General features: G+C 62.9%; 23 protein-coding genes and 2 tRNA genes. 6 read left to right on the forward strand and 19 right to left on the reverse strand.

The features are described 5' to 3' along the window. Positions 1-21: 21 nt before the first annotated feature. Entirely contained in the window at positions 22-1,698 is a 1,677-nt protein-coding gene (locus AB3X95_RS05305) for an acyl-CoA synthetase (RefSeq protein ID WP_368620844.1), read from the reverse strand. Positions 1,699-2,023: 325 nt separating this feature from the next. Between AB3X95_RS05305 and AB3X95_RS05310 the strand changes: the two genes are divergently transcribed. Next, a complete protein-coding gene (locus AB3X95_RS05310; protein WP_368620845.1) occupies positions 2,024-2,890 on the forward strand; it encodes a hypothetical protein in 867 nt (288 codons plus the stop codon). Between the two features lie 10 nt (positions 2,891-2,900). Here the strand turns inward: AB3X95_RS05310 and AB3X95_RS05315 are convergent, their stop codons facing one another. Continuing rightward, complete coding sequence (locus AB3X95_RS05315; RefSeq protein WP_368620846.1) at positions 2,901-3,809, reverse strand: LysR family transcriptional regulator; 909 nt, start codon at positions 3,807-3,809, stop codon at positions 2,901-2,903. A 126-nt stretch (positions 3,810-3,935) separates the two neighbouring features. Between AB3X95_RS05315 and AB3X95_RS05320 the strand changes: the two genes are divergently transcribed. The 3 genes from AB3X95_RS05320 to AB3X95_RS05330 are packed head-to-tail and all read left to right on the forward strand — an operon-like array spanning position 3,936 to position 8,471. Further along, complete coding sequence (locus AB3X95_RS05320) at positions 3,936-6,056, forward strand: 3-hydroxyacyl-CoA dehydrogenase NAD-binding domain-containing protein (protein ID WP_368620847.1); 2,121 nt, start codon at positions 3,936-3,938, stop codon at positions 6,054-6,056. A 30-nt stretch (positions 6,057-6,086) separates the two neighbouring features. Beyond that, a complete protein-coding gene (locus AB3X95_RS05325; RefSeq protein ID WP_184226605.1) occupies positions 6,087-7,295 on the forward strand; it encodes an acyl-CoA dehydrogenase family protein in 1,209 nt (402 codons plus the stop codon). A 12-nt stretch (positions 7,296-7,307) separates the two neighbouring features. After that, a complete protein-coding gene (locus AB3X95_RS05330) occupies positions 7,308-8,471 on the forward strand; it encodes an acyl-CoA dehydrogenase family protein (protein ID WP_368620848.1) in 1,164 nt (387 codons plus the stop codon). Positions 8,472-8,571: 100 nt separating this feature from the next. Here the strand turns inward: AB3X95_RS05330 and AB3X95_RS05335 are convergent. From AB3X95_RS05335 to AB3X95_RS05405, 15 genes are all read right to left on the reverse strand, one after another. Next, positions 8,572-8,648: transfer RNA gene (locus AB3X95_RS05335), tRNA-Pro, on the reverse strand. Between the two features lie 76 nt (positions 8,649-8,724). Continuing rightward, complete coding sequence (locus AB3X95_RS05340) at positions 8,725-9,141, reverse strand: MerR family transcriptional regulator (protein ID WP_368620849.1); 417 nt, start codon at positions 9,139-9,141, stop codon at positions 8,725-8,727. Between the two features lie 43 nt (positions 9,142-9,184). After that, complete coding sequence (locus tag AB3X95_RS05345) at positions 9,185-9,595, reverse strand: integration host factor subunit alpha (RefSeq protein WP_176108086.1); 411 nt, start codon at positions 9,593-9,595, stop codon at positions 9,185-9,187. A 69-nt stretch (positions 9,596-9,664) separates the two neighbouring features. Further along, complete coding sequence (gene pheT / locus AB3X95_RS05350; RefSeq protein WP_368620850.1) at positions 9,665-12,100, reverse strand: phenylalanine--tRNA ligase subunit beta; 2,436 nt, start codon at positions 12,098-12,100, stop codon at positions 9,665-9,667. Positions 12,101-12,259: 159 nt separating this feature from the next. Continuing rightward, entirely contained in the window at positions 12,260-13,273 is a 1,014-nt protein-coding gene (gene pheS, locus AB3X95_RS05355) for a phenylalanine--tRNA ligase subunit alpha (protein ID WP_176368086.1), read from the reverse strand. A 158-nt stretch (positions 13,274-13,431) separates the two neighbouring features. Beyond that, entirely contained in the window at positions 13,432-13,791 is a 360-nt protein-coding gene (rplT, locus tag AB3X95_RS05360) for a 50S ribosomal protein L20 (protein ID WP_006052502.1), read from the reverse strand. Between the two features lie 29 nt (positions 13,792-13,820). After that, positions 13,821-14,018 carry a 50S ribosomal protein L35 gene (rpmI, locus tag AB3X95_RS05365; RefSeq protein ID WP_006052501.1) on the reverse strand — a complete coding sequence of 66 codons (198 nt, stop codon included), beginning with the start codon at positions 14,016-14,018 and terminating at the stop codon, positions 13,821-13,823. Positions 14,019-14,276: 258 nt separating this feature from the next. Continuing rightward, complete coding sequence (gene infC, locus AB3X95_RS05370) at positions 14,277-14,801, reverse strand: translation initiation factor IF-3 (protein ID WP_075643713.1); 525 nt, start codon at positions 14,799-14,801, stop codon at positions 14,277-14,279. 48 nt (positions 14,802-14,849) lie between these two features. Further along, positions 14,850-16,757, reverse strand: a complete 1,908-nt coding sequence (gene thrS, locus AB3X95_RS05375) for a threonine--tRNA ligase (RefSeq protein WP_176368087.1) — start codon at positions 16,755-16,757, stop codon at positions 14,850-14,852. A gap of 253 nt (positions 16,758-17,010) precedes the next feature. Continuing rightward, a tRNA-Val gene (locus AB3X95_RS05380) sits at positions 17,011-17,087 on the reverse strand. A gap of 105 nt (positions 17,088-17,192) precedes the next feature. Further along, entirely contained in the window at positions 17,193-19,436 is a 2,244-nt protein-coding gene (locus AB3X95_RS05385; RefSeq protein WP_184226601.1) for a bifunctional (p)ppGpp synthetase/guanosine-3',5'-bis(diphosphate) 3'-pyrophosphohydrolase, read from the reverse strand. Between the two features lie 69 nt (positions 19,437-19,505). Then, a complete protein-coding gene (locus AB3X95_RS05390; RefSeq protein WP_018435253.1) occupies positions 19,506-19,859 on the reverse strand; it encodes a RidA family protein in 354 nt (117 codons plus the stop codon). 78 nt (positions 19,860-19,937) lie between these two features. Continuing rightward, positions 19,938-20,852, reverse strand: coding sequence for an alpha/beta fold hydrolase (locus tag AB3X95_RS05395; protein WP_368620851.1), 915 nt, complete (start codon positions 20,850-20,852; stop codon positions 19,938-19,940). Positions 20,853-21,077: 225 nt separating this feature from the next. Then, on the reverse strand, positions 21,078-21,719 hold the full coding sequence (locus AB3X95_RS05400; RefSeq protein ID WP_013089923.1) for a CoA transferase subunit B: 642 nt from the start codon (positions 21,717-21,719) through the stop codon (positions 21,078-21,080). A 2-nt stretch (positions 21,720-21,721) separates the two neighbouring features. Beyond that, on the reverse strand, positions 21,722-22,426 hold the full coding sequence (locus tag AB3X95_RS05405) for a CoA transferase subunit A (protein WP_176108079.1): 705 nt from the start codon (positions 22,424-22,426) through the stop codon (positions 21,722-21,724). A 223-nt stretch (positions 22,427-22,649) separates the two neighbouring features. On the opposite strand from AB3X95_RS05405, the gene AB3X95_RS05410 reads away from it, so the two are divergent. Then, a complete protein-coding gene (locus AB3X95_RS05410; RefSeq protein WP_018421157.1) occupies positions 22,650-23,195 on the forward strand; it encodes a LuxR C-terminal-related transcriptional regulator in 546 nt (181 codons plus the stop codon). A 49-nt stretch (positions 23,196-23,244) separates the two neighbouring features. On the opposite strand, the gene AB3X95_RS05415 is transcribed toward AB3X95_RS05410, so the two are convergent. Together AB3X95_RS05415 and AB3X95_RS05420 are read right to left on the reverse strand one after the other, a co-directional pair. After that, entirely contained in the window at positions 23,245-23,676 is a 432-nt protein-coding gene (locus AB3X95_RS05415) for a thioesterase family protein (RefSeq protein WP_176124024.1), read from the reverse strand. A gap of 55 nt (positions 23,677-23,731) precedes the next feature. Then, positions 23,732-24,508: an SDR family oxidoreductase gene (locus AB3X95_RS05420; RefSeq protein ID WP_013089927.1), complete on the reverse strand. Its 777-nt coding sequence runs from the start codon at positions 24,506-24,508 to the stop codon at positions 23,732-23,734. Positions 24,509-24,695: 187 nt separating this feature from the next. Here AB3X95_RS05420 and AB3X95_RS05425 point away from each other — a divergent pair, with 187 nt between their 5' ends. After that, positions 24,696-26,369 carry an electron transfer flavoprotein-ubiquinone oxidoreductase gene (locus AB3X95_RS05425; protein ID WP_368620852.1) on the forward strand — a complete coding sequence of 558 codons (1,674 nt, stop codon included), beginning with the start codon at positions 24,696-24,698 and terminating at the stop codon, positions 26,367-26,369. Positions 26,370-26,462: the final 93 nt, after the last annotated feature.

Raw genomic sequence — 26,462 nt, forward strand, 5'->3', positions numbered from 1 at the left:
GGGTGGGTCATCGTAGCAGACTCAGTTTTTCGCCGGCGGGATCGCGTCCGGGTCGTGCGCGCCGCTCTGCCCCAGCGCCTCGCGCAGCGCCTTGCGGATCACCTTGCCGGTGGCCGTCATCGGCAGACTTTCGACAAAGCGAATCTCGCGCGGATATTCGTGCGCAGCCAGTCGCGTCTTTACGTGCAGCTGGATCTCGCGCACCAGCGCATCGTCGCCGACGAAGCCCGCTTTCAGCACGACGAACGCCATCACGATTTCGGTGCGGTCGCGATCGGGCGCGCCGACCACGGCGGCCATCGCGACGGCCGGATGACGCAGCAGCGAATCCTCGATCGACGCGGGCCCGATCCGGTAGCCGGCGCTCATGATCACGTCGTCGCCGCGGCCGACGAAGCGGATGAAGCCGTCCGCGTCGCGCGTGCCGAGATCGCCGGTCAGCAGAAACTTGCCGCGGAATTTCTCGCGCGTCGCCGCCTCGTTGCGCCAGTAGCCGACAAACATCACCGGATCGGGCGCGGCCACCGCGATATCGCCGATCGCGCCAGGCGGCAGTTCGTTGCCGGCGGCATCGACGATCGCGACATGGTGCCCCGGCACCGCGCGCCCGATCGCGCCGAAGCGCGGCTCGAACAGCGCCGCGCACGACGACACCACGACGTTGCACTCGGTCTGCCCGTAGAACTCGTTGATCGTCACGCCGAGCGCATCGCGCCCCCAGCCGATCAGTTCCTCGCCAAGGGATTCGCCGCCGCTCGCGACCGATCGCAACGCGAGCCGCAGATGAGCGGGCCGCTCGACGCCGCGCATCATCTTCAGCGCGGTCGGCGGCAAAAACGCATGGGAGACCGCGTGACGCGCGAGCAGATCGAACGCGGCGTGGCCGTCGAATTTTGCAAAACGGCGCGCGAGCACCGCGACGCCGTGATGCCACGACGGCAGCAGCACATCGAACAGACCGCCGATCCACGCCCAGTCCGCGGGCGTCCACATCAGCGTCGCGTGCGCGGGAAAGCCCTGCTGCGACATCTCGACGCCGGGCAGATGGCCGAGCAACACGCGATGCCCGTGCAGCGCGCCCTTCGGTTTTCCGGTCGTGCCCGACGTATAGATGATGATCGCCGGATCGTCCGCGGCGGTATCGGCCGGCGTGAACTCAGGCGAAGCGCTATGCAACGCCTGCCAGAACGACCTCACGGGCGCGTCCGATGCTTCGTCGTCCTGCTCGATATCGACGCTGAACACGTGTCGCAACTCCGGCAGCGCGCCGCGGATTTCGTCGATCTTTTGCACGCCGGCGTGATCGGTGATAAGTGCGACCGCACCGCTATCGCCGAGCCGATGCTCGATCGCGTCGACGCCGAACAGCGCGAACAACGGCACCGCGACCATGCCGGCCTTGTAGGCCGCGAGATGCGCGATGGCCGTTTCGATCGATTGCGACAGGAAGATGCCGACGCGCTCGCCGCGCCGTGCGCCCGCCGCGAGCAGCGCATTGGCGAAGCGGTCGGACAGGGCTTTCAGTTCGTCGAACGTATAGCGGGTCGCGCGGCCGTCGGCATCTTCGTAGATCAGCGCGAGACGCCCCGAGCCATCGGCCCACTTGTCGCATGCATCGACGCCGATGTTGTAGCGCGGTGGAATGCGCCACGTGAAATTGGCCGTGAGCGAATCGTAAGTCTCGCCGTCGAGGTTCATCGCGTCTCCTGAATATCGTCGCTATCGCTGCATGGAGTAATGCATGGCCCATTGCTTGCTCCTTCTGCGCGCGCATGGCCGGTGTTGCGCAGTTTAGCCCACGATCTTGCCGGTCCCGTTCGCCGCGTCGCCTTGCGCAATTGGCTTTGCCAAATACGACATAGTCCCGCCAATAATCGCCGGCCCGTCGCGCTGAACTCAACGTTTTGCGACAACTCCTGTGTGATTCAAGCCCTTTAAGTCTGACCTGTGCCGTCCCCGTCTAGGATCGTTACACAGGTTCGGCGCCTATGTTGCGCCGCATGATCGTCACCCCGGATGACATATGCGCAAGGCAAGATTTGCATCGTTCTGGCACGGACCGGAACTTTCTCCCTATGAAGTCGCCTGTCTGAATTCGTTCACGCGGTACGGCAGCGAGGTCGCGCTTTATAGCTACGAGCCGATCGCCGGATTGCCGCCCGGTGTGATCGCGAAAGACGCGACCACGATACTGCCGCGCGATTCGCTGAACGACTTCCCGATTCACGGGGTGCCGTCGATGCAGCATTTCACCGACTATTTCCGCTTCGTGATGTTCACGAAGACCGACGAGATCTGGGTCGACACCGATATGCTGCTGTTGCGCGATTTCGATCTGAACGCCAAGGGCGACCTGATCGGGCGGGAAACCCAGACGAGCATCTGCAATGCGATTCTGAGGCTCGATCCGGATCAGCCGCGCTTGCATGAGGCGATCGAACGGGTCGAAGCGATGAAAGGCACCGCACTGAAGTGGGGCGACACCGGCCCGCGTCTATTGACCGCCGTCTATGGCGTGAAGGCCGGTCTTCCCGAAAGCCTGTTCTATCCGGTGCATTTCAACGACTACTACAAGGTGTTCCTGCCGCGCTATTTCGAAGAGTGCGCGGAGCTCTGTTCCGACGCGTACACGCTGCATCTGTGCAACAACCGTGTCGTCAAGATGGGGCTCTTCAAGCGCATCGGCCCGCCCGTTGGGTCGTTCCTGCATCACGTCTTCGAGCAAACCGGCGCCAACGAGCTGTTTCGCGAGTTTTATCCGGCGAGCGTGATGCAGGCGATGATCGACAACGCGGTGGAGAAAGTCGGCAGCGACGAAGGCGTGCGCAAGCTGCTGCGCGTCGGCGTGCCGATGGTCACGACGGCCATTGCGCGCAGACTCGGCGCCTGAGTTCGCCGCTTCAGTTCGCGCCGCCCCTGCCCGAGCCCTGCGCCTGCTCCAGCACGAAGTCGATGAACGTCCCGGCCGCGCGCGTGTGGTGCCGGTTCGGCATGTACAGCATGTACATGTGGGTGCCGAAGATGCTGAGCCGCCAGGCATCGAGCGCGCTCAGCACGGCGCCGCGCTTCAGATCGTCCTGCACCACGTAGTCCGGCACGAGTCCGACGCCCAGACCGGCCAGCACCGCCTGCCGCAAAAATAGAAAGTTTTCCGAAATAATCGTCGGTTCGAGCAGCACTTCATGACGCTCGTCGCGCAGATACGCGGCGAGCCGCAATTGCTTGCCGATCACGGCCGCGGTAATCAACGGCGCGCTGCGCAGGTCGTCGAGCGTCGCGGGCATGCCGTGCGTCCGCGCGAATTCGGGGGATGCGCAGGCCACGTACCGGACCGGCCCCATGTCCCGAGCGACGAGGTTTTGCGGCGGCTCCGACATCACGCGCACGGCGATGTCGATCTCGTCGCGCATCAGATCCTCGACGCGGTTCTCGAACATTACGTCGAGCACGATGCCCGGATACAGCCGCTTGAACGCGATCAGCCAGTCGGACATCACGAGCTGGCCATAGCCGCTCGGCACGCTCAGCCGCACTCGCCCTTGCAGGCTTTGGCCCAGCGTCGTCACCGACTCGCGCGCGGCCAGCAATGCGTTGCGAATAGTACGGCCGTGCTCGTAGAGCCGCAGACCGATCTCGGTCGGCTCGACGCGGCGCGTGGTGCGCCGCACCAATTGCAGGCCCACCGAACGCTCGAGCTGGTTCAAATGATAGCTAACGTTCGCGCGGCTCATCTTGAGCCGGCGCGCCGCTTCGCTCAGATTGCCGGCATCGAGGATGTCGACGAGCAGGGTCAGCGAGTTGACGTCCATTGGCATGTCGTTGTCAAAATAATTTTGACAGTCTGTCAATCGGCCATGTGATTGTCAATGAACATTGACCACTCCAGAATGGGGCGATCCGGCGCACTTCGCCACCCTCATACGGAGACACCCACGATGAACCATTCCCCCACAGCAGACGTCGTCATGCGCGAATTGCGCGGCAAGGTCCTGCTCGTCACGATCGACCACGCGCCGGTCAACGCGCTCTCTGCCGACGTGCGGCGCGGCCTGCTGGCCGCGATCGAAGCCGCCGACGCCGATCGCGCCGTCGAAGCCGTGCTGATCGTCGGCGCGGGGCGAAATTTCATCGCCGGTGCCGATATTCGCGAGTTCGGCAAGCCGCCGCTGCCGCCTTCGCTGCCGGACGTGTGCAATCGCATCGAGGCCTGCGGGAAACCCGTGATTGCCGCGTTGCATGGCGCCGCGCTCGGCGGCGGGCTCGAAGTGGCGCTCGCCGCGCATTACCGGATCGCCGTCGAGGGCGCGAAGCTCGGCCTGCCCGAAGTGCAGCTCGGCCTGCTGCCCGGCGCGGGCGGCACGCAACGCACGCCGCGCCTGATCGGCGCGCCGGCCGCGCTCGATCTGGTCCTGAGCGGCCGTCATGCGAGCGCGAAGGAAGCGTTCGCGCTGGGCTTGATCGACCGTCTCGGCGACAGCGACGACATCCTCGCCGAAGGGCTCGCTTACGCGCATGAACTGCTCGCCGCGCACGCGCCGGTGCGCCGCACGCGCGACGCCGCCGCATTGAACGATCGCGCCGCGAGCCTCGCCGCCATCGCGAAAGCGCGTGAAGAAACCGCGAAGAAAGCGCGCGGCCTGTTCTCGCCGCTGAAAATCGTCGACGCCGTCGAAGCCGCGATCGAAAAGCCCTTCGACGAAGGCCTGAAGTTCGAACGCACGCTGTTCCTGCAATGCCTCGACAGCCCGCAGCGCGCAGGTCTCGTGCACGCGTTCTTTGCCGAGCGCGAAGTGCTGAAAGCGCCTGAAACGCGCGACGCGAAACCGCGCGCGCTCGAGGCGATCGGCGTGATCGGCGGCGGCACGATGGGCGCCGGCATTACGGTCGCGGTGCTCGACGCGGGTCTGCCCGTCACGATGATCGAACGCGACGAAGCGTCGCTCGCGCGCGGCCGCGCGCACATCGACAAGGTCTACGACGGGCTGATCGCCAAAGGCCGCCTCACCGCCGAAAAGAAAGCCGCGACCATGGCGCGCTGGAGCGGCAGCACGTCGTACGATGCGCTTGCTCACGTCGACCTCGTGATCGAAGCCGTGTTCGAAGATCTCGACGTCAAAAAGGCCGTGTTCGCCGAGCTCGATCGCGTCTGCAAGCCCGGCGCGGTGCTCGCGACCAACACGTCGTATCTGGACATCGAAGCGATCGCGGCCAGCATCTCGCGCCCCGCCGATGTGATCGGCCTGCACTTCTTCTCGCCCGCCAACATCATGAAGCTGCTCGAAGTCGTGGTGCCGAAGCAGGTCAGCGCCGACGTCGTCGCGACCGCGTTCGAGCTCGCGAAGAAGCTGCGCAAGACGCCGGTGCGCGCGGGCGTGTGCGACGGTTTCATCGGCAATCGCCTGCTCGCCGTTTATCGCGCCGCCGCGGACGCGCTGATGGAAGACGGTGCATCGCCGTATCAGATCGACGCGGCCGTGCGCGCGTTCGGCTTGCCGATGGGCCCGTTCCAGGTGGTCGACCTCGCGGGCGGCGACATCGGCTGGGCGGCGCGCAAACGCCGCGCGGCCACGCGCGACCCGAACGCACGCTACGTGCAGATCGCCGACCGCCTGTGCGAGCGTGGCTGGTTCGGCCAGAAGACGGGCCGCGGATTCTATCTGTACCCCGAAGGATCACGCGGCGGCATGCCCGATCCCGAAGTCGAGGCGGTCATCGACGCCGAGCGTAAGCGCGCGGGCGTCACGCCGCGCAGCTTCACCGACGAGCAGATCATGCGCCGCTATATGGCCGCGATGATCAACGAAGGCGCGAATGTCGTGCACGAAGGCATCGCGCTGCGCCCGCTCGACGTCGACGTGACGCTGCTGTGCGGCTACGGCTTTCCGCGCTACCGCGGCGGTCCGATGAAATACGCGGACAGCGTCGGCCTGGCGACGATTCTCGCCGACATCCGCGAGTACGCGAAGGAAGACCCGCTGTTCTGGCGGCCGTCGCCGCTGCTCGTTGAGCTGGTCGAGCGCGGAGCGGATTTCGCGAGCCTGAACACGACGGCCTGAGCCGCCACGAACCCGGACGGAACGACTGCGATGGATCTGAACTTCACCCCTGAAGAAGAAGCGTTTCGCGCCAGCGTGCTGGCGTTTCTGCGCGACAAGCTGCCGCAACGCCTCGCCGGCAAGGTGCACGCCGGCCGGCGTCTGACGCGCGACGACATTGCCGAGTGGCACGCTATTCTGAACGCGCAGGGCTGGCTCGCGAATCACTGGCCGAAGGAATACGGCGGCCCAGGCTGGAACGCGGTGCAGAAGTTCATCTTCGAGAACGAATGCGCGCTAGCCGGCGCGCCGCGCGTCGTGCCGTTCGGCGTCAACATGCTCGGGCCGGTGCTGATCAGGTACGGCAGCGACGCGCAGAAGCGTCACTGGCTGCCGCGCATTCTCGATGGTTCCGACTGGTGGTGCCAGGGCTATTCGGAGCCGGGCGCGGGCTCCGATCTCGCGTCGGTCAAGACGACGGCGGTGCGCGGCAAGGATGCGCAGGGCGAACACTACATCGTCACTGGCCAGAAGACGTGGACCACGCTCGCGCACTACGCGAACATGATCTTCTGCCTCGTGCGCACCGCGACCGACGTGCGCAAACAGGAAGGCATCAGCTTTCTGCTGATCGACATGCAGACGCCGGGCGTCGAAGTGCGGCCGATCATCACGCTCGACGGCGAGCACGAAGTCAATGAAGTGTTTTTCACCGACGTGCGCGTGCCTGCCGCAAATCTCGTCGGCGAAGAGAACAAGGGCTGGACCTACGCGAAATATCTGCTCACGTACGAGCGCACCAATATCGCGGGCGTCGGCTTTTCGGTCGCCGCGTTCAACCGTCTGCGCAAGATCGCCGCGAAACAGCTGCGCAATGGCCGGCCGCTCGCCGAGGATCCCGCGTTCGCGGCACGCATGGCGCGCGTCGAGATCGATCTCGAGAACATGAAGACGACCAACCTGCGCGTGATCGCGGCAGTGGCGGGCGGCGGCGTGCCCGGTGCCGAGAGTTCGATGCTGAAGATTCGCGGTACCGAAATCCGTCAGGAAATCTCGTCGCTGACGCGGCGCGCGATGGGCGCTTATGCGCAGCCATTCGTCGAGGAAGCGCTGCACGAAGGCTTCGACGGCGTGCCGGTCGGCCCCGACGAAGCCGCGAGTGCCGCGTCGCAGTACTTCAATAATCGCAAGCTGTCGATCTTCGGCGGCTCGAACGAAATCCAGAAGAACATCATTTCCAAAACGATCCTCGGACTGTAAGAGGCGCGCGTCATGAATTTCCAGCACACCGAAGACCGCCGCATGCTGGCGGATACGCTGAACCGGTTTATCAGCGAGCAGTACGGCTTCGCGACGCGCGACCAGATCGCGCGCTCGACGCAAGGCTTCAGCACCGAATTGTGGGCGCGCTTCGCGGAGCTTGGCGTGATCGGCGCACTGTTCGACGAAGCGAGCGGCGGTTTTGGCGGCGGCGGGTTCGATATTTCCGTGGTGTTCGAGAGTATCGGCCGGGGACTCGTCGTCGAGCCGTTTCTCGATACCCTGATCGTCGGCCGGGCGATCGCTCGCAGCGGCAGTGACGCGCAAAAATCGGCACTGGATTCGTTGATCGACGGCTCGCGAATCGTTGCGCTCGCGCATGGCGAACCGGACAGTCATTACGAACTGGCTCGTGTCGCAGCGACGCGCGCGCGGCGCAGCGTTAAGGGCAACAGCGGCGCGTGGACTTTGTATGGCGCGAAGGCCGTCGTTCAGCATGGCGAGCATGCTCAGGTGTTCCTCGTCTCGGCACGCACGAGCGGCGAAGACGATGCCGAAGCCGGCATCACGCTGTTTCTGGCGCCGAGGGACGCGGCGGGCGTGAGCGTGCGCGGCTATCGGAAGATCGACGGGGGACGCGCGGCCGAAGTGACGTTCGACAATGTCACGCTCGACGACGACTCCGTGCTCGGCTCAGTCGGCCAGGGCTTTGCGACGCTCGAATATGCAATGAGCTGCGGCGTGCTCGCGCTGTGCGCGGAAGCGGTCGGCGCCATGGACGTCGCGAAAGACTACACGCTCGACTATCTGCGCACGCGCAGGCAGTTCGGCGTGCCGATCGGCAGCTTCCAGGCGTTGCAGCATCGCATGGCCGATTTGCTGCTCGAAATCGAGCAGGCGCGCTCGGCGGTGATCAATGCGGCGGCGGTTCTCGATGGTGAACGCAGTGCGCGCGAGCGCGCGGTGTCGGCGGCGAAGTACAGCATCGGCCGGATCGGCACCCGGGTAGCAGAGGAATGCATCCAGATGCACGGCGGGATTGGCATGACATGGGAGTTGCCGCTTGCGCATTACGCGAAGCGGCTCGTGATGATCGATCATCAGCTTGGGGATGAGGATCATCATTTGGAGCGGTTTGTGGCGCTGGGAGCTGCGGCGTCGCTCGCGCAGGCCTGATCATCAGGCGCCTGCTTGTCGGAGACGCGGGGCGTCGCAGTTATCCGCGACGGGCAAGAAAAAAGGACCTACGGCTTTCACCGTAAGTCCTTTTTGATCTTGGTCGGGGCGAGAGGATTTGAACCTCCGACCACCTGCACCCCATGCAGGTACGCTACCAGGCTGCGCTACGCCCCGAACAGAAGAAAAATTATAACAGACACTTCATTCGATTAGAACCGCCCGACACGAACAAAGCGAACGAGCCCATTAACTAGTGGCCCAGCAGATCGATTACGCTCTGCAGTTCCTCGCGCAACTTCTCGACATCGACAGCAACCGTTGCCGCCGATGCCTGGACCTGCCCCGCGGCTCCGGCGGCAGCTTCACCCGCTTCGATGACGGCATCCGGCCCACCGCCGCCATGCGAATCGAGCCGGTTGCGGGCGCCGTTGATCGTAAAACCCTGCTCGTACAGCAACTCTCGAATCCGCCTGATCAGCAGCACCTCGTGATGCTGATAATACCGACGATTGCCGCGCCGCTTGACCGGCCTCAACTGGGTGAACTCTTGCTCCCAGTAACGCAGCACGTGGGGCTTCACGCCGCAAAGTTCGCTGACCTCACCAATCGTGAAGTATCGCTTCGCCGGAATCGGAGGCAAGACGACTTTTTCGATCGTCGCAGTCATCGTCAGTTAGCCGTGATGGGTTGCCCGAAAGCGCGCCAGTCGATCAGCGCGCGAAGCTCGCTTCGGCGCCGTTTTCGACGAGCGCCTTCAACTTTTGACTTGCATGAAACGTCACCACGCGACGCGCGGCGATCGGAATCGCCTCGCCCGTCTTCGGATTTCTGCCGGGACGCTGCGGCTTGTCGCGCAACTGGAAGTTGCCGAAGCCCGACAGCTTGACGCTGTCGCCGCTCTCGAGCGCATCGCGGATCACCTCGAAGAACGCCTCGACCATGTCCTTCGCTTCCCGCTTGTTGAGCCCGACATTGTCGAACAGCAACTCGGCAAGTTCCGCCTTGGTGAGCGTCGGCGTCTCATTGGAAACGACGGCGGGTGATGTCGGAATTTCTCGAATCATGGCGCTGCGTTGCGCCGTAAGAAGGGCTTCGAAATCACTCGAGTTCATTTCATTCATATCTATCAAATGGCGCGCCAAGCGTAAAACAATGGATGCGGAAACAGCCGTGCAAATGTTAAATGCGGGTTATCCGCGCAACCGTGCGCCATATACTCGAGCCAGACGTTCCACCAGAGTTTGAATAGCCAGATCGACCGTTTCATCCTGAAGGGTTCCGCCAGTATCTTGCAAGGTCACCCGGAACGCAAGGCTTTTCTCGTGCGCGGCCAGACCACCGGAAGTGTTTGATTTTGGACGAAATTCGTCGAAAAGCGCAACCTTCTGGACAGCCTTGCAGGCCGGTTCGGACTGGGCCTTCTGGAGCTCGTCGAGCAGCGCCTGAACCTCGATTTTCTGATCGACGACCACCGCAATATCACGTCGTACCGGCGGGAATTTTGAAACTTCCGACGGAACCGGCAATACCCGTTGCATTAATGCTTCCGCTTCGATTTCAAACAGAATCGGCGCATGCGGCAAATCATATTTTTGCATCCAGCGCGGATGCAATTCGCCAATCCAGCCCACTGCGCGACCATTCAATTCGATACGCGCGCTGCGTCCCGGATGCAGCGCCGGATGCTCGGCCTTTACGAACCGCGCGAGCGCCGGTGCGACCAGCGCTTCGATGTCGCCCTTCATGTCGAAGAAGTCGACGGCACGCGTCGGTGCCCCCCACTGCTCGTCGAGCGCGGGACCGTAGGCGAGCGCGCCGATCATCTTCGGCTGCGCGAAACCTTCGACCGTCAGCTCGCCGGCCTTGATCGACGGATCATGCAGGAACACGCGGCCCGCTTCGAACACGCGCACGCGGTCCGCCGCGCGACGGTTCAGGTTCGTGCGCAGCACATGAATCAGGCTGCCGAACAGCGTCGTGCGCATCACCGACAGCTGGCTTGCGATCGGGTTAATTAGACGCACCGGGTTGTTATTGCCCGCGAAGTCCTGCTCCCACTCGGCGTCGACGAAGCTGAAGTTCACCGTTTCCGCGTAGTCGCGCGCGGCGAGTGCATGCCGGATCGCGTGGATCGAGCGTTGCGTCTCGTTGGTCGCGCGCATTTCGCTGGTCGCGACCGGCGGGCGCGCCGGAATTTTTTCGAAGCCGTAGATACGTGCGACTTCTTCGATCAGGTCCTCTTCGATTTCGATATCGAAGCGGTACGACGGCGGCATCACCGAGAACGTATCGCCGTCACGCTCGAACGACAGGCCGAGGCGCGTGAAGATCTGCCCGATTTCATCGGCGCCGATCGCGACGCCGATGATGCGGTTCGCGCGCGAAACGCGCATCTTCACGGGCGCGCGCTTTGGCACGTTGACGATCTGATCGTCGACCGGACCCGCTTCGCCGCCGCAGATGTCGAGGATCAACTGCGTGATGCGTTCGATATGATCGACGGTCGTTGCGTAATCCACGCCGCGCTCGAAGCGATGGCCTGCATCGGTCGAAAAGTTGTACTTGCGCGAGCGGCCACGAATGCTATCGGGCCACCAGAACGCGGCTTCGAGATAGATGTTGGTGGTGTCGAGCGTGACCGCGGTGCTGTCGCCGCCCATGATGCCCGCGAGGCTTTCGATATGCTGCTCGTCGGCGATCACGCCGACCGTTTCATCGAGCTCGACCGTGTTGCCGTTCAGCAGTTTCAGCGTTTCGCCCTTGCGTCCCCAGCGCACGTCCATGCCGCCGTGGATCTTGTCGAGATCGAACACGTGTGACGGACGCCCCAGCTCGAGCATCACATAGTTCGAGATGTCGACGAGCGCGGAGATGCTACGCTGGCCGGAGCGCTCGAGACGCTCGACCATCCATTGCGGCGACTTCGCGCGCGCATTGACGCCGCGGATCACGCGGCCCGAGAAACGGCCGCACAGATCGGGCGCCGAGATTTTCACGGGCAGCGTTTCATTCAGCTTCACCGGAGCCGGCTTGATGTCGAGCGAGCGCAGCCGTGCCCCGGTAATCGCCGAAGTTTCGCGCGCGACGCCGAATACCGACAAACAGTCGGCCTTGTTCGGCGTCAGCTTGATTTCAAAAACGGTGTCGTCGAGGTTGAGGGTCTCGCGGATGTCCTGGCCGATCGGGGTATCTTCCGGCAGGATCATCAGTCCACTGTGATCTTCGGAGAGCTTCAGCTCGCGCGCCGAACACAGCATGCCCTGGCTTTCGACGCCGCGCAGCTTCGACAGCTTGATCGCGAACGGCGCGCCGCCCTCCTCGGCCGGCGGCAGTTGCGCGCCGACCAGCGCGACCGGCACCTTGATGCCCGGCGCCACGTTCGGCGCGCCGCATACGATGTTCAGCGTCGCGCCGGTGCCGGCGTTGACCTGACACACGTTGAGCTTGTCCGCATCCGGGTGCTTGACGACTTCCAGCACCTGGCCGACGACGATCTTCGAGGTCGGCGGCGCGGCTGGCCGCAGGTCTTCGACTTCGAGACCCGCCATCGTCAACGCGTGCGACAGCTCGTCGGTGGTCAGTCGGGGATCGACAAAGGTTCTGAGCCAGGATTCCGGAAATTGCATGGTTCTGTGTACGTTCTGATCAGGTTAGGTCCACGTCCGGCAGGTGCTTCGTAAAGCCGGTGGTCTTGCGCCGGTTCAGCGAGCTCCGCCGGGGACGCTCGCGGCGCGCACCGGGTGCGCTACCGCGTTCTTTGCTTTGTAGCGCTCGCGCGCGCCGGTTCACGCGAATTGACGCAGGAAACGCAGGTCGTTTTCGAAGAACAGGCGCAGGTCCTGCACGCCGTAACGCAGCATCGTGAGACGCTCGAGGCCGCTGCCGAAAGCGAAGCCGATGTAGCGCTCCGGGTCCAGACCCATGTTACGGATCACGGTCGGATGCACCTGGCCCGAGCCCGAAATTTCGAGCCACCTGCCCGCGTTCTTGCCTGTTTCGAACTGCATGTCGATCTCGGCCGACGGTTCGGTGAACGGGAAATACGACGGACGGAAGCGCACGAGAATGTCGTCGCGCTCGAAGAATTTTTTCAGGAAGTCGGTATAGACACCCTTCAGGTCCGCGAAGCTGATGTTCTCGTCGATCCACAGGCCTTCGACCTGGTTGAACATCGGCGAATGCGTGGCGTCGCTATCCACGCGATACGTGCGGCCGGGCACTATCACCTTGATCGGCGGCGTGTTGGTACGCGCGTAGCGTACCTGCATCGGACTCGTATGCGTACGCAGCAGCAGCGGGCGGCCGTCGGCGTCCTTGCCGTCGACGTAGAAGGTATCCTGCATCGAACGCGCCGGATGGTTTTCCGGGCTGTTCAGCGAAGTGAAGTTGTACCAGTCGGTTTCGATCTCGGGGCCGTCTGCCACGTCGAATCCGATCGTACGAAAAATTTGCTCGACGCGCTCCCAGGTGCGCATCACCGGGTGCAGGCTGCCAGCATTGGCGCCGCGGCCCGGCAGCGTGACGTCGATCGCTTCAGCGGCGAGGCGCTGGTTCAGAAGCGCATCGGCGAGCGACTGACGACGTGCCGTCAGCGCGGCTTCGACCTGTTGCTTGACGAGGTTGATCCGAGCGCCTTCTGTCTTGCGCGTTTCGGGATCGAGTTTGCCAAGGCCTTTCAACATCTCGGTCAGCGCACCCGCCTTACCGAGAAAGCGCGCTTTCTCGTTCTCGAGGGTGGTGACGTCGGGGGCTTCTGCGAAGGCTTTTTGCGCGTCGGCGACAATCTGGTCCAGATCCATTGATCCCATCATTTCAACGTCAGTGTTCTATCGAAACAAAACTGGTTCTACCAACAAAAACGGGGCTCGGTGAGGAGCCCCGTTTTTGTTGCAGCGTCACCGTGACTACCGGATGTTCGCTGCAACGAACCACGCAGTTTTAATTGCCAGAAGCGCAATCAGGCTGCAACGGCGGCTTTCACCTGCTGAACGATCGCAGCAAAAGCAGCCTTGTCGAATACAGCCATGTCGGCCAGCACCTTGCGGTCCAGTTCAATCGACGCCTTCTTCAGGCCGTTGATGAACACGCTGTACGTCATGTCGTGCTGACGCACCGCCGCGTTGATACGCGTGATCCACAGTGCGCGGAACACACGCTTCTTGTTGCGGCGATCGCGGTAGGCGTACTGGCCTGCGCGCATGACCGCCTGCTTGGCGATGCGATAGACGTTATTGCGACGGCCGCGGTAACCCTTGGCCAGCTTGATGATCTTCTTGTGACGGGCCCGTGCGGTAACCCCACGTTTTACTCGAGGCATGTTTCGCTCCTATGAGTGTCGGTTAAGGGTTAAGCGAACGGCAGCATTGCGCGAACGGAGTTCAGATCGGAATCGTGAACTGCCGTGGAGCCGCGCAGATGGCGTTTGTTCTTGGTGGTCTTCTTGGTAAGAATGTGACGCTTGAAGGCCTGACCGCGCTTAACGGTACCGCCCGGACGCACCACGAAGCGCTTTGCAGCGCTCTTCTTGGTCTTCATCTTCGGCATGACAACTCCATTATTAGATGGACATGGGTGTGCGGTCGGCCAAATGGCCATTTCCCGCCCTTCGAAACCCATTCCACTTGGTATGCAGACCGCCGATACCGCCAGCGGCCGCTTTTCGGGAACGACTGCGCGCTTGCATGCGCGACGTTCCGAAATTTTCCAACACCGCGCCAGACACCCAGCACAGCATCAAACAACCTTGCGCTACCGGAGAGCGGGCCGTATGGCACGCCGCCGCTCCGGCCAACTGCTTCGCGCTTACTTCTTTTTCTTCGGAGCGAGCACCATGATCATCTGGCGCCCTTCCATTTTCGGCATCTGCTCGACCTGACCGACTTCGTCGAGGTCGGTGCGCAGGCGTTCGAGCATGCGCATGCCGATTTCCTGGTGAGCCATTTCGCGGCCACGGAAACGCAACGTGATTTTCGTCTTGTCGCCGTCTTCGAGGAAGCGGACGAGGTTGCGCAGTTTGACGTTGTAATCGCCGTCGTCGGTACCCGGGCGGAATTTGACTTCCTTGACCTGAATGACCTTCTGCTTGAGCTTGGCCTCGTGTTGCTTCTTCGCTTCCTGGTACTTGAACTTGCCGTAGTCCATCAAGCGGCAAACCGGCGGAACCGCTTGCGGGGCGATTTCGACCAGATCCACGTCCTGCTGTTCCGACATGCGGAACGCATCAGCGAGTTTCACGATGCCGAGCGGTTCGTTCTCGACGCCGACCAGTCGCACCTCGGGTGCTGTAATTTCACCGTTGATGCGGTGCGCAGACTTATCAGTAGCGATGTTACGTTTCCTCTAAAAATTAAAAAAAACGAGCCGGGTACCGAGTGGTTAGTTGAACGACTGCACGTCCTGGCGCAGACGCTCAATGAAGGCGTCAACAGGCATCACACCCATATCGACACCACCACGGGCACGCACGGCTACCGTTTGCGCTTCACGCTCCTTGTCGCCGACCACCAGCAGGTACGGCACCTTTTCCAGCGTGTGCTCGCGTATTTTATAGCTAATCTTCTCGTTGCGCAAATCGGCCTCGACTCTAACCCCTTGTTTTTGCAACGATTGGGCTAGCGACTGCGCATATTCGGCCTGGCTTTCCGCGATATTCATCACGACGACCTGGATCGGCGCAAGCCAGGCGGGCATTGCACCAGCATGGTGCTCGATGAGAATCCCGAGGAAGCGTTCCATCGATCCGACGATTGCCCGGTGGAGCATGATCGGGCGACGACGACTATTGTCTTCGGCGACGTATTCGGCACCCAGACGCTCCGGCAGCACCATGTCGAGTTGCAGCGTACCGCACTGCCATGAGCGGCCGAGCGCGTCCTTGATGTGATACTCGACCTTCGGGCCATAGAACGCACCCTCGCCGGGCAGTTCTTCCCACGTGACGCCGCAGGCCGTCAGCGCCTCGCGCAGCCCCTGCTCCGCGCGATCCCACGTTTCGTCGGTGCCGGCGCGCGCATCCGGACGCAGCGACAGCTTGATCTCAACGTTGTCGAAGCCGAAGTCGCGGTAGACGCTCATCGCCAGCGTGTTGAACGCGATCGATTCGCTGATGAACTGGTCTTCGGTACAAAAAATATGGGCGTCGTCCTGCACGAAGCCGCGCACGCGCATCAGTCCATGCAGCGCGCCCGACGATTCGTTGCGATGGCACGAACCGAACTCAGCGTAACGCAGCGGCAGATCGCGATACGAGCGCAGACCGTGGTTGAACACCTGCACGTGACCGGGGCAGTTCATCGGCTTGATCGCGTAGTCGCGCTTTTCCGATTCGGTCGTGAACATATTTTCACGATAGTTCTGCCAGTGTCCCGACGCTTCCCACAGCGAGCGGTCCATGATCAACGGCGTCTTGATTTCAAGGTAGCCGGCGTCATTCACGCGACGGCGCATGTACTGCTCGACCTGCTGCCACAGCGTCCAGCCGCGCGGATGCCAGAACACCATGCCCGGCGACTCGTCCTGCATGTGGAACAGGTCGAGCTGCTTGCCCAGCTTCCGATGATCGCGCTTCTCGGCCTCTTCGAGCATGTGCAGATATGCTTCCTGGTCTTCCTTCTTCGTCCAGGCCGTGCCGTAAATTCGCTGCAACTGCTCGTTCTTCGAGTCCCCGCGCCAGTAGGCTCCCGCGACTTTCATCAGCTTGAAGACCTTCAGCTTGCCGGTGGACGGCACGTGCGGACCGCGGCACAGGTCCGTGAAGCCGCCATGCGAGTACAGCTTGATTTCGTCGCTGGCGGGAATCGATTCGATGATTTCGGCTTTGTACTTTTCGCCGATGCTCTTGAAGTACTCGACCGCTTCGTCGCGCGACACCACGCGACGCGACACCGGCTCGTCCTTCTTCGCGAGCTCCTGCATGCGCTTTTCGATCTTTTCGAGGTCTTCCGGCGTGAAAGGACGGTTGTACGAGAAGTCGTAATAGAAACCGTTGTCAATGACGGGGCCGATCGTAACCTGCGCTTCGGGGTACAGATCCTTCACCGCATACGCGAGCAGGTGTGCCGTCGAGTGGCGGATGATATCGAGTCCGTCAGCATCCTTCTCCGTGATGATGGCGAGCGCCACGTCGCGATCGATCAGCGCAGACGTATCGACCAACTCCCCGTCGATCTTCCCGCCGAGTGCGGCTTTCGCGAGGCCGGGGCCGATCGAGGCGGCCACTTCGGCGACGGTCACCGGATGCTCGTACTGTCGAACAGAACCGTCAGGCAAACGTATCGAAACCATTGCGTTCTCCGTGGTGCCGACCGGCGGCGGCACATACAACCAGGGTCAAAAAGACAAAAAAAATGCGGCCCCACTTTCGAGGGGCCGCATTCACATTTTACGCAAGCATCACTGGCGAAAGAGGTCCTCGACTAGCGTCGCTCCGAAGTGGTTTCGGTCAACGTTCGCGGTGTCATAACCGTATTCGCCTTTTTGCGCTCACAGCGCTTACTGCAGCTTGCGAAACCCCGGCGAGACCGGAATTCCATTTCGTTGGTAGGCTCGATTGGACTCGAACCAACGACCCCCACCATGTCAAGGTGGTGCTCTAACCAGCTGAGCTACGAGCCTGAAGAAACGAGAGTATATGGGGTACAGCCCAGCTTGGCAAGTACTTTTATGCAGCGACTTTAATTCGTCTCACCGTCGGCAGGCCCTTTTCCAATCGTTCGCGTCTCAGTTCTTGCGCGTCGCCCGCACCACGCCCGTGATTTCGCCCAGCAACGTGCACGCGCGCTGGATCTGCGCAGAGCTGGAAACCTCGACGGTAAATTGCATGAACGCGGCATTGCGGCGGGTTTGCGTCTTCACGCCGATCACGTTCATCTTTTCCCGCGCGAACACTTCAGAGATATCGCGCAGCAAGCCTTGTCGGTCCGTCGCCTCGATGCTGAGATCGACCGGGTAGACGGACTGGCCGCGACCGCTCATCACGTCCGCCGACCACGCGGTCTGCAGCACGCGCTCCGGCGCGCGCTCTGCCATCCGGCGGAACGTCGCGCAGTCGCTGCGATGCACCGACATGCCCTTGCCGCGCGTGACGAAGCCGCAGATGTCGTCGGGCGGCGCGGGCCGGCAGCAGCGCGCGAGCTGGGTGAGCAATGCATCGACGCCGACCACCAGCACGCCGGTAGACGCGCCGCGCGCGACGCTCGCGCCACTGCTGCGTTTCTCGAATTTTTCCGGCGCCTCGAGCTCGGGCTCGGGCGGCGGCGCGTCCTGCAGCGCCTGCTCGACGAGCCGCAGGCTGAATTCCTCCTTGCCGACCACGGAGAACAGGTCGTCAGTGGTCTTGAAACCAAGCCGCGCGGCCAGCTGATCGAGATTGACCGAGGTCTTGCCTTCGCGCTGCAGGGTTTTTTCAACCATCGCGCGACCGTTCGCGATGTGCTCCTGCAACTCGACCGCGTTGAACCACGCGCGCACCTTCTGCCGCGCTCGCCCGCTTTGCAGATAGCCAAGCTGCGGATTGAGCCAGTCGCGCGACGGACCACCCTCCTTCACCGCCACGATCTCGACCGTCTGGCCATTCTGCAATGCGGTGTTGAGCGGCACCATCACGCCGTCGACGCGCGCGCCGCGGCAACGATGCCCAAGCTCGCTGTGCAGGTGATACGCGAAGTCGATCGGCGTCGCGCCGTGCGGCAACGGAATCACGCGCGCCTGCGGCGTCAGCACGTAGATGTGATCATCGTCGAGCGTGGCCTGCCGCAACTGCTCCCATGGCTGCACCGCGCCCGCTTCGCCATGCTCGCCCTCGGACACCTCGTCCTTCCACGCGAGCAGCTGTCGCAACCAGGCGATCTTCTCGTCGTATTTCTCGCTCGCGGTGAACGTGCCGCCATAGCCGCGCGCACCCGCTTCCTTGTAGCGCCAGTGCGCGGCCACGCCGTATTCGGCGAAGCGATGCATTTCCTGCGTGCGGATCTGCACTTCGAACGCGCGGCCGTCGTCGCCGATCACGACCGTGTGCAGCGACTTGTAGCCGTTCGGCTTCGGCCGGGAGATGTAATCGTCGAACTCCTTCGGCACCGGCTGCCACAGGTTGTGCACGATGCCGAGCACGGTGTAGCAGTCCTTGATGTCCGGCACGATCACGCGAAACGCGCGCACGTCGTACAGCTCCGCGAAGTCGAGCTGCTTGCCGCGCATCTTGCGCCAGATGCTGTAGATATGCTTCGGCCGACCACTCACTTCGGCGCGGATGTGCGCGGCGGCCAGCTCCTGCTGCAGGCGTTCGATCGCCTGTGCGACATAGCTCTCACGCTCGACGCGCTTCTCGTCGAGCAGCTTCGCGATGCGCTTGTAGGTGTCCGGCTCCTCGAAACGGAACGCGAGATCCTCGAGCTCCCACTTCAATTGCCAGATGCCGAGGCGGTTCGCGAGCGGTGCGTAGATATCGAGGGTTTCGCGCGCGACGTCGGGCGACGGCGTGATCTTCGCGGCCGCGTAGTAACGCAGTGATTGCAGCCGCGACGCGAGGCGGATCAGCACGACGCGAATGTCCTGCGCGAACGCGAGCAGCATCTTGCGCAGCGCCTCGACCTGCGCGCGGCGCGCAGCCTGCGCGTCACGCCCGGCCTCGGGCATCGCGTTTTGCGCCGCACGCAAACTGACCGTGCCGAGCCGCAGCAGCTTGCGCACGTCGCCGACCAGTTGCGCGACTTCTTCGCCGAAGTTGTCGGCGATCACGCGCTCCGGATCGTGCAGATGCGGTGTCAGCGCGAACAGCGCCGCGGCCAGCACCGCCGGCGGATCGACGTTGAGCTTGCGCATGATCGACGCGGTGCCCAACGCGTGATCCGCGAGCAATTCGCCCGACGACAGCCGCACCTCGCCCGCATGCTCGCGCACGAACGCCATCGCTTCGTCGAAGGAACGATGGGGATGAGGCGCCTTCGGAACGGTTTCGGTATTCATGGTGCGACGGCCCGCCGGGCCAGACGATTCAACGGAAAATCAACAACGGTGCGGCCTCTCAACCGCAAATCAGCTGCGCTGCGCCGCGATCACGACGATTTCGACGAGGCACTTCGGATTCGCGAGCTTTGCCTCGACGGTTGCGCGCGGCGGCGTGTCACCCTGCGCTACCCACTCGTCCCACACGGCGTTCATGCCGGCGAAATGCGCCATGTCCGAGATATAGATCTGCACCGACAGCAGCAGCGACTTGTCGCTGTTCGCTTCAGCGAGCAGACGGTCGATGTGGCCGAGCACTTCGCGCGTCTGGCCGGTGATGTCCTGATCGTCGTCCTCGGCGATCTGACCCGCGAGGTACACGGTGCCGTTGTGCACGGCCATTTCCGAGAGACGCTTGCCGACGTGATAACGAATGACTGCCATGAAATGTCCTGAGCTGAGGGTTGATCGAACTACATGCCGCACGACACTGCTAATAAAAGCTTCATACGGAACTTAATATTATGACCCGTTGGCGGCCGAACCGATGAAGAACTCCCTCGCGAGCGCGATCTGGTCCGCCGCGAGAAACGCCGGCGCATGACCTACGCCCGCGATCTCCACGCTCGATACGGCACGCCCGGCCGCCACCATCTTCGCGACCGTTTCACGCGACAGCAAATCCGACTGCTCGCCGCGCACCACGAGCACCGGCCCCTGGAACGACGCGAGCGAATGCCACAGCGCCGCTTCGCCGAGCTTCGCCGCCTCCTCGTTGACCGCCGCGAACGGCTGGGCGATGCGCGGGTCATAGCGCAGCACCCACGCACCTGCCTCTTCGCGCAGCAACGGCGTATTGATTTCGCGCCATTCGTCAGGCGTCAGCGGGCCGAAGCCCTGCGCGAGTTGCGCCGCGTAGTCGACACCCTGCTGCAGCGTATCGAAGCGTACGGGCTTGCCGAGGTAATCGCCGATGCGCTTGACCGCGACCGGCTCCAGATGCGGCCCGACGTCGTTCAGCAGCAGCTTACGGATCGGCGTGTCCGGCAGACCGGCGAGCCCCATGCCGATCAGGCCGCCCATCGAGGTGCCGAACCAGTCGACGGTGTCGACGTCGAGCCGCGCGATCAGCGTGACCATGTCGGCGACGTACTGCGGTACCGCATATAAGTTGGGGTTCGCGAGCCACGACGACAAGCCCCGGCCAACCACGTCCGGGCACACCACGCGATAGGTGTCCGCGAAGTTGGCAGCGAGTCGGTCGAAATCGCGCCCCGATCGTGTCAGTCCGTGCACGCACAGCAGCACGCGCGGATTGTCCGGATCGCCCCACTCGGTATAGGCGACGCGATGCAGGCCGGCCGCGCTCGCGCACTGCACGTAACGTTGACGCGGCGCGGGCCGCCCGGTGGTGGAAGCATAAGTCGTTGCGGTCATCTGGTGTCCTTGCAAAGACGCTGCGGATTGGGCTGCGAACGATTGTAAACCGCTTCGTCGCGCGGCAAGCATCGGCCAGAAGGCTTAGGAAGATCGTGCAAACCGTCCGGCGCATCTGGCGCCGCGCGCCAAAAATAGAACGGGCGAGACTCGCGTCTCGCCCGTCCGGAAAGCATCGTTGCCGTCGCGCTCGCATCGACGCGCGCAGCGGCGTCTCCACCCGCGTCAGCTCACCGCGCTCACATCGAGCGGCGCGCCGGTCTTCGCCTTGATTTCGTCGACGCTCACGCCCGGCGCAAGTTCGGTCACTTTCAAGCCGTTTTCGGTCACTTCGATCACGCCGAGATCGGTGATGATCTCATCGACCACACCCACGCCCGTCAGCGGCAGCGTGCATTCTTCGAGGATCTTGTGCTGATCGCCCTTGGCGACGTGCTCCATCAGCACGACCACGCGCTTGACGCCCGCGACCAGGTCCATCGCGCCGCCCATGCCCTTGATCATCTTGCCCGGGATCATCCAGTTCGCGAGATCGCCCTTCTTGCTGATCTGCATCGCGCCGAGGATCGCCAGATTGATGTGGCCGCCGCGAATCATCGCGAACGAATCCGCCGAGGAGAAAATCGACGAACCGGGCAGCGTCGTCACCGTCTGCTTGCCGGCGTTGATCAGGTCGGCGTCGACTTCATCTTCGGTCGGCGACGGGCCGATGCCGAGCAGACCGTTTTCCGACTGCAGCCACACTTCGACGCCCGCCGGCACGTGGTTCGCGACCAGCGTCGGCAAGCCGATGCCGAGGTTCACATAAAAGCCGTCCTGCAGTTCCTTCGCCGCGCGCGCGGCCATTTCGTCACGAGTCCATGCCATGATCAGTCTCCTTTCGCGCGGACGACGCGTTGTTCGATGCGTTTTTCCGGATGCGCATTCAGCACGATGCGCTGCACGAAGATGCCAGGCGTGTGGATCGCGTCCGGATCGAGCTCGCCCACTTCGACGATCTCTTCGACCTCCGCGACGGTGATGCGGCCCGCCATCGCGCACATCGGATTGAAGTTGCGCGCGGTGCGGCGATAGATAAGGTTGCCGGCCTTGTCGGCCTTCCATGCCTTGACGAGCCCGATATCCGCGGTCAGCGAATGTTCGAGCACGTAGTGGTTCTCGCCGAACTGACGGGTTTCCTTGCCCTCGGCGATCTGCGTGCCGAAACCAGTGTTCGTGAAAAACGCCGGGATGCCCGCGCCGCCTGCGCGCAGCTTCTCGGCGAGCGTGCCTTGCGGCGTGAATTCGAGCTCGAGTTCGCCGGCCAGGTACTGACGCTCGAACTCCTTGTTCTCACCGACGTACGACGAGATCATCTTCCTGATCTGACGCGTCTCGAGCAGCAGGCCGAGGCCGAAACCGTCGACGCCCGCGTTGTTGCTGATGCAGGTGATGCCCCGCACCTTCGAATCGCGCAGCGCCGCGATCAGCGCCTCGGGAATGCCGCACAAGCCGAAGCCGCCGACGGCGAACGTCTGCCCGTCCTTGACGATGTCCTTCAGCGCCTCGGCGGCGCCTGGATAGACCTTGTTCATCTGTATGTCCCTTCCTCTATGGAAACCCGAAACCTGTACGCAGGCCGCCGGATCATTGCGGCTGATATCGCAACTGGCGAACTTCACGTCGCCTCACGATACCGCTACGTCATTCTAGTAGTCATCCGCGGCATGCGCCGCGTTGTCATCTGCCCGAAAGAGTACGCTGGGCCCGCCATACGGCACAATACGCAAAAATACATAAGTACTTGCCGCCCCGCCCATGCCCGCTCTGGATTACCGCACTGCATTTCACCTCGCGCCGATCGGACTCGTGCTGTCGCGCGAGCGGACCATCGAAGACTGCAACGACGAACTCGCGTCGATTTTCGGCTACGCGCGCGACGCGCTGATCGGTCAGTCATTCCAGGTGTTGTACCCATCGGCGGATGAGTTCGAGCGGATCGGCGCGCGCATTCCGCCGATCATGACCGCGCAAGGCAGCTACGCGGACGACCGCATCATGAAACGCGCGAACGGCGAGCTGTTCTGGTGTCACGTGACGGGCCGCGCGCAGCAGCGCACCGACCCGCATGCGGCAGGTGTCTGGACCTTCGAGGACCTGAGCGCGACCCGCCGGGTCGCGGTGGAACTGACGCCGCGCGAGCGCGAAATCGCCGCGCAACTGGTGACCGGCAAGACCAGCAAGCAGATCGGCCGCGTGCTCGACATCAGCCCGCGCACGGTCGACGTCTACCGTGCGCGGCTCATGCGTAAATACGATACGGGCAATGCGACCGAGCTGTTGCAGCGGCTGCTCGGAGATTGACAGAGAAAGAGAGTATGACGCGCGCGACCGCGCGCTCAGGGCAACGCCGTCAGGCAGCCTTGACGAGAGCCGCGCTCTCGATGGCCGCGCGCAGCACGTCGGGCACTGGCATCGACTTGCCTGCCGCGTAGTCGATCCACACGCATCGCGCGGCGCCCCGCGCATAGAGCGTGTCCGGCTCATCGGCACGCAAAAGCTCGAAAGCCGTATCGAAGCTGCTGCGCCCCGGCGTGGCCACCGACATCCGGCCGATCACGTCACCCGGATAGTGCAGCTGCTTCAGAAACTCCATCGACGCATTGACAATCACCGGCCCCTGCCCGTCCGGGCGCTCGCCGAGGAAGTCCATGTGTTCGAACCAGGAAATCCGCACCTGCTCCATGTAGCGAAAATAAACCGTGTTGTTGACGTGACCGAAGGCGTCCATGTCGCCCCAGCGGATCGGCATCGTCATTTCGAAAACTGCGTGAAAATCGCTCATGCATTACTTCCGTTCTTCCTTTGCTGCCTGACTGTTGAAACGTTTGACTGCGCGCTCACGCGAGCCCGAAACCGTCGTCGGCGGCGATCACCGAGCCGTTGATGAACTGCGATTCGTCCGCCGCGAGCAGCAGGAGCAGCCCGTCGAGATCCTCCGGTTTGCCGACCCGATGGCGCGGCAGCATCGCAATCAGTTTCTGCCCCTGATCGGTCGACCAGTGGTGGTGGTTGATCTCGGTGTCGATATAGCCGGGGCAGATCGCGTTCACATTGATGCCATGCTTGCCCCACTCGAGCGCCATCGCCTTCGTCATGTGGACGACCGCGGCCTTGCTCATCGAATACAGGCCGATTTGCGGCAGCACGCGCAAGCCCGCCATCGACGCGATGTTGATGATCCGGTACGACGGCTTCTGCGCGTTGTTGCCGCGCATGATCATGCGCTTGGCGACTTCCTGCGCGACGAAAAAAGCGCCGCGCGTATTGGTGTCGAACACGTATTCGAAGTCCGCCGGCGTGACCTCGGACAGCTTCTGCGTAGTCGACACGCCCGAGTTATTGACGAGGATATCGATAGTGCCGGCTTCGGTCTCGGCGTGCGCGACCGCCGACTTGATGCTCTGGTAGTCGGTCACGTCGAGCGACACCACGTGCGCGGCGCCGCCGGACGCCTCGATTTCCGCGCGCAGCTCCTTGAGCCGCTCGGTCCGTCGGCTCGCCAGCACGACCTTCGCGCCCGCCTGCGACAGCACCTGCGCGAAGCGCTTGCCCAACCCGCTCGAGGCGCCAGTGATCAGCGCGACCTTGCCTTCCAGATTGATCGAACGGCCCATTGTCTTTCCTTGCTCGGTTGTAGTGACAACTGCGGTTGACGGGGTTTGGTACGACCGCGATAAGGGTCTATACCGTATCATGAAATAGTACGCTCGTGCTAATCTGTGGCTTTTGGGTTGCGGCGTAGGGATCGATCGCCCACAATACGAACCCGAAAAAAGCATTCTAACGGTAAGAGGAGCATCAATGACCCCCGCAAGTCTCATTGAGCAGTACGGCCCGCGCGAGTCGATGGAGTATGACGTCGTCATCGTCGGCGGCGGCCCTGCGGGCCTGTCGGCTGCCATTCGTCTGAAGCAGCGCGCCGCCGAACAGGGCGTCGAGCTTGGCGTCTGCGTACTCGAAAAAGGCTCTGAGATCGGGGCGCATATCCTGTCGGGCGCGGTGATGGACCCGCGCGCGCTGACCGAGCTGATCCCGGACTGGAAAGAAAAAGGCGCGCCGCTGACGGTCGAGGTGACCGAAGACCGCTTCCTGTTCCTGTCGGCGACGGGCGCGAAGAGCGTGCCGAACTGGGCGCTGCCGGACAATTTCAAGAACCACGGCAACTACGTGATCAGCCTCGCGAACGTCACGCGCTGGCTGGGTCAACAGGCCGAGGCGCTCGGCGTCGAGATTTTCCCGGGCTTTCCGGCGGCTGAAGTGCTGTACAACGACGACGGCTCGGTAAAAGGCGTCGCGACCGGCAATCTCGGCATCGGCAAGGACGGCGAGCCGACCGAGAACTTCCAGCTCGGCATGGAGCTGCACGCGAAGTACACGCTGTTCTGCGAAGGCGCGCGCGGCCACCTCGGCCGCCAGCTGAACGAGAAGTTCAAGCTGCGCGACGGCGTCGATCCGCAGGTGTACGGCCTCGGCATCAAGGAGCTGTGGGAGATTGATCCCGCGAAGCACAAGCCGGGTCTGGTGATGCACACGGCCGGCTGGCCGCTCGAAAACGACACCTACGGCGGCTCGTTCCTCTATCACATGGACAACAACCAGGTCGTGGTCGGCTTCGTGGTCGGCCTCGGCTATTCGAATCCGTATCTGTCGCCGTTCGAGGAATTCCAGCGCTACAAGACGCATCCGGCGATCCGCGCGATTCTGGAAGGCGGCAAGCGCGTGTCATACGGCGCGCGCGCGATCACCGCGGGCGGTCTGATGTCGCTGCCGAAGCTGGTGTTCCCGGGCGGCGCACTTGTCGGCGACGACGCGGGCTTCCTGAACGCTTCGCGGATCAAGGGTTCGCACGCCGCGATCAAGACCGGCATGCTCGCCGCCGACGCCGCATTCGCCGCCGTACGGGCCGGCCGTCAGTCGGACGAACTGACCGCTTATCCGGAAACCTTCAAGACGTCGTGGCTCTATACCGAGCTGTATCGCGCGCGTAACTTCAAGCAGTGGATGAGCAAGGGTCTCTACCTCGGCACGCTGATGGTCGGCGTCGAGCAGAAGCTGCTCGGCGGCAACGTGCCCTGGACCCTGCATCACCAGCATTCCGATCACGAGATGCTGAAGCCGGCTTCGCAGTGCAAGCCGATCACCTATCCGAAGCCGGACGGCAAGCTGACGTTCGACCGGCTCTCTTCGGTGTTCATCTCGAACACGAACCACGAGGAAAATCAGCCGGCGCACCTGACGCTGAAAGATCCGACCGTGCCGGTCAACGTGAACTGGCAGACCTATGCGGGACCGGAGGCGCGTTATTGCCCGGCTGGCGTGTACGAGTTCGTGAAGAATGACGAAGGCAACGAGCGGCTCGTCATCAATGCGCAGAACTGCGTGCACTGCAAGACCTGCGATATCAAGGACCCGACGCAGAATATCGTGTGGGTCACGCCGGAAGGCGGTGGCGGGCCGAACTATCCGAACATGTAATTGTCGTGCTGTTTGCTTTTGCGGCGCTGTGCGATAAGCGGCAGCGTCGCGAAGGCAAATTCCGATAGCGCGCTCGCGCCTTCGTCTGCGCGC

The organism is Paraburkholderia sp. BR13444 (assembly GCF_040948755.1).
GTDB classification, from domain to species: Bacteria; Pseudomonadota; Gammaproteobacteria; order Burkholderiales; family Burkholderiaceae; genus Paraburkholderia; species Paraburkholderia youngii.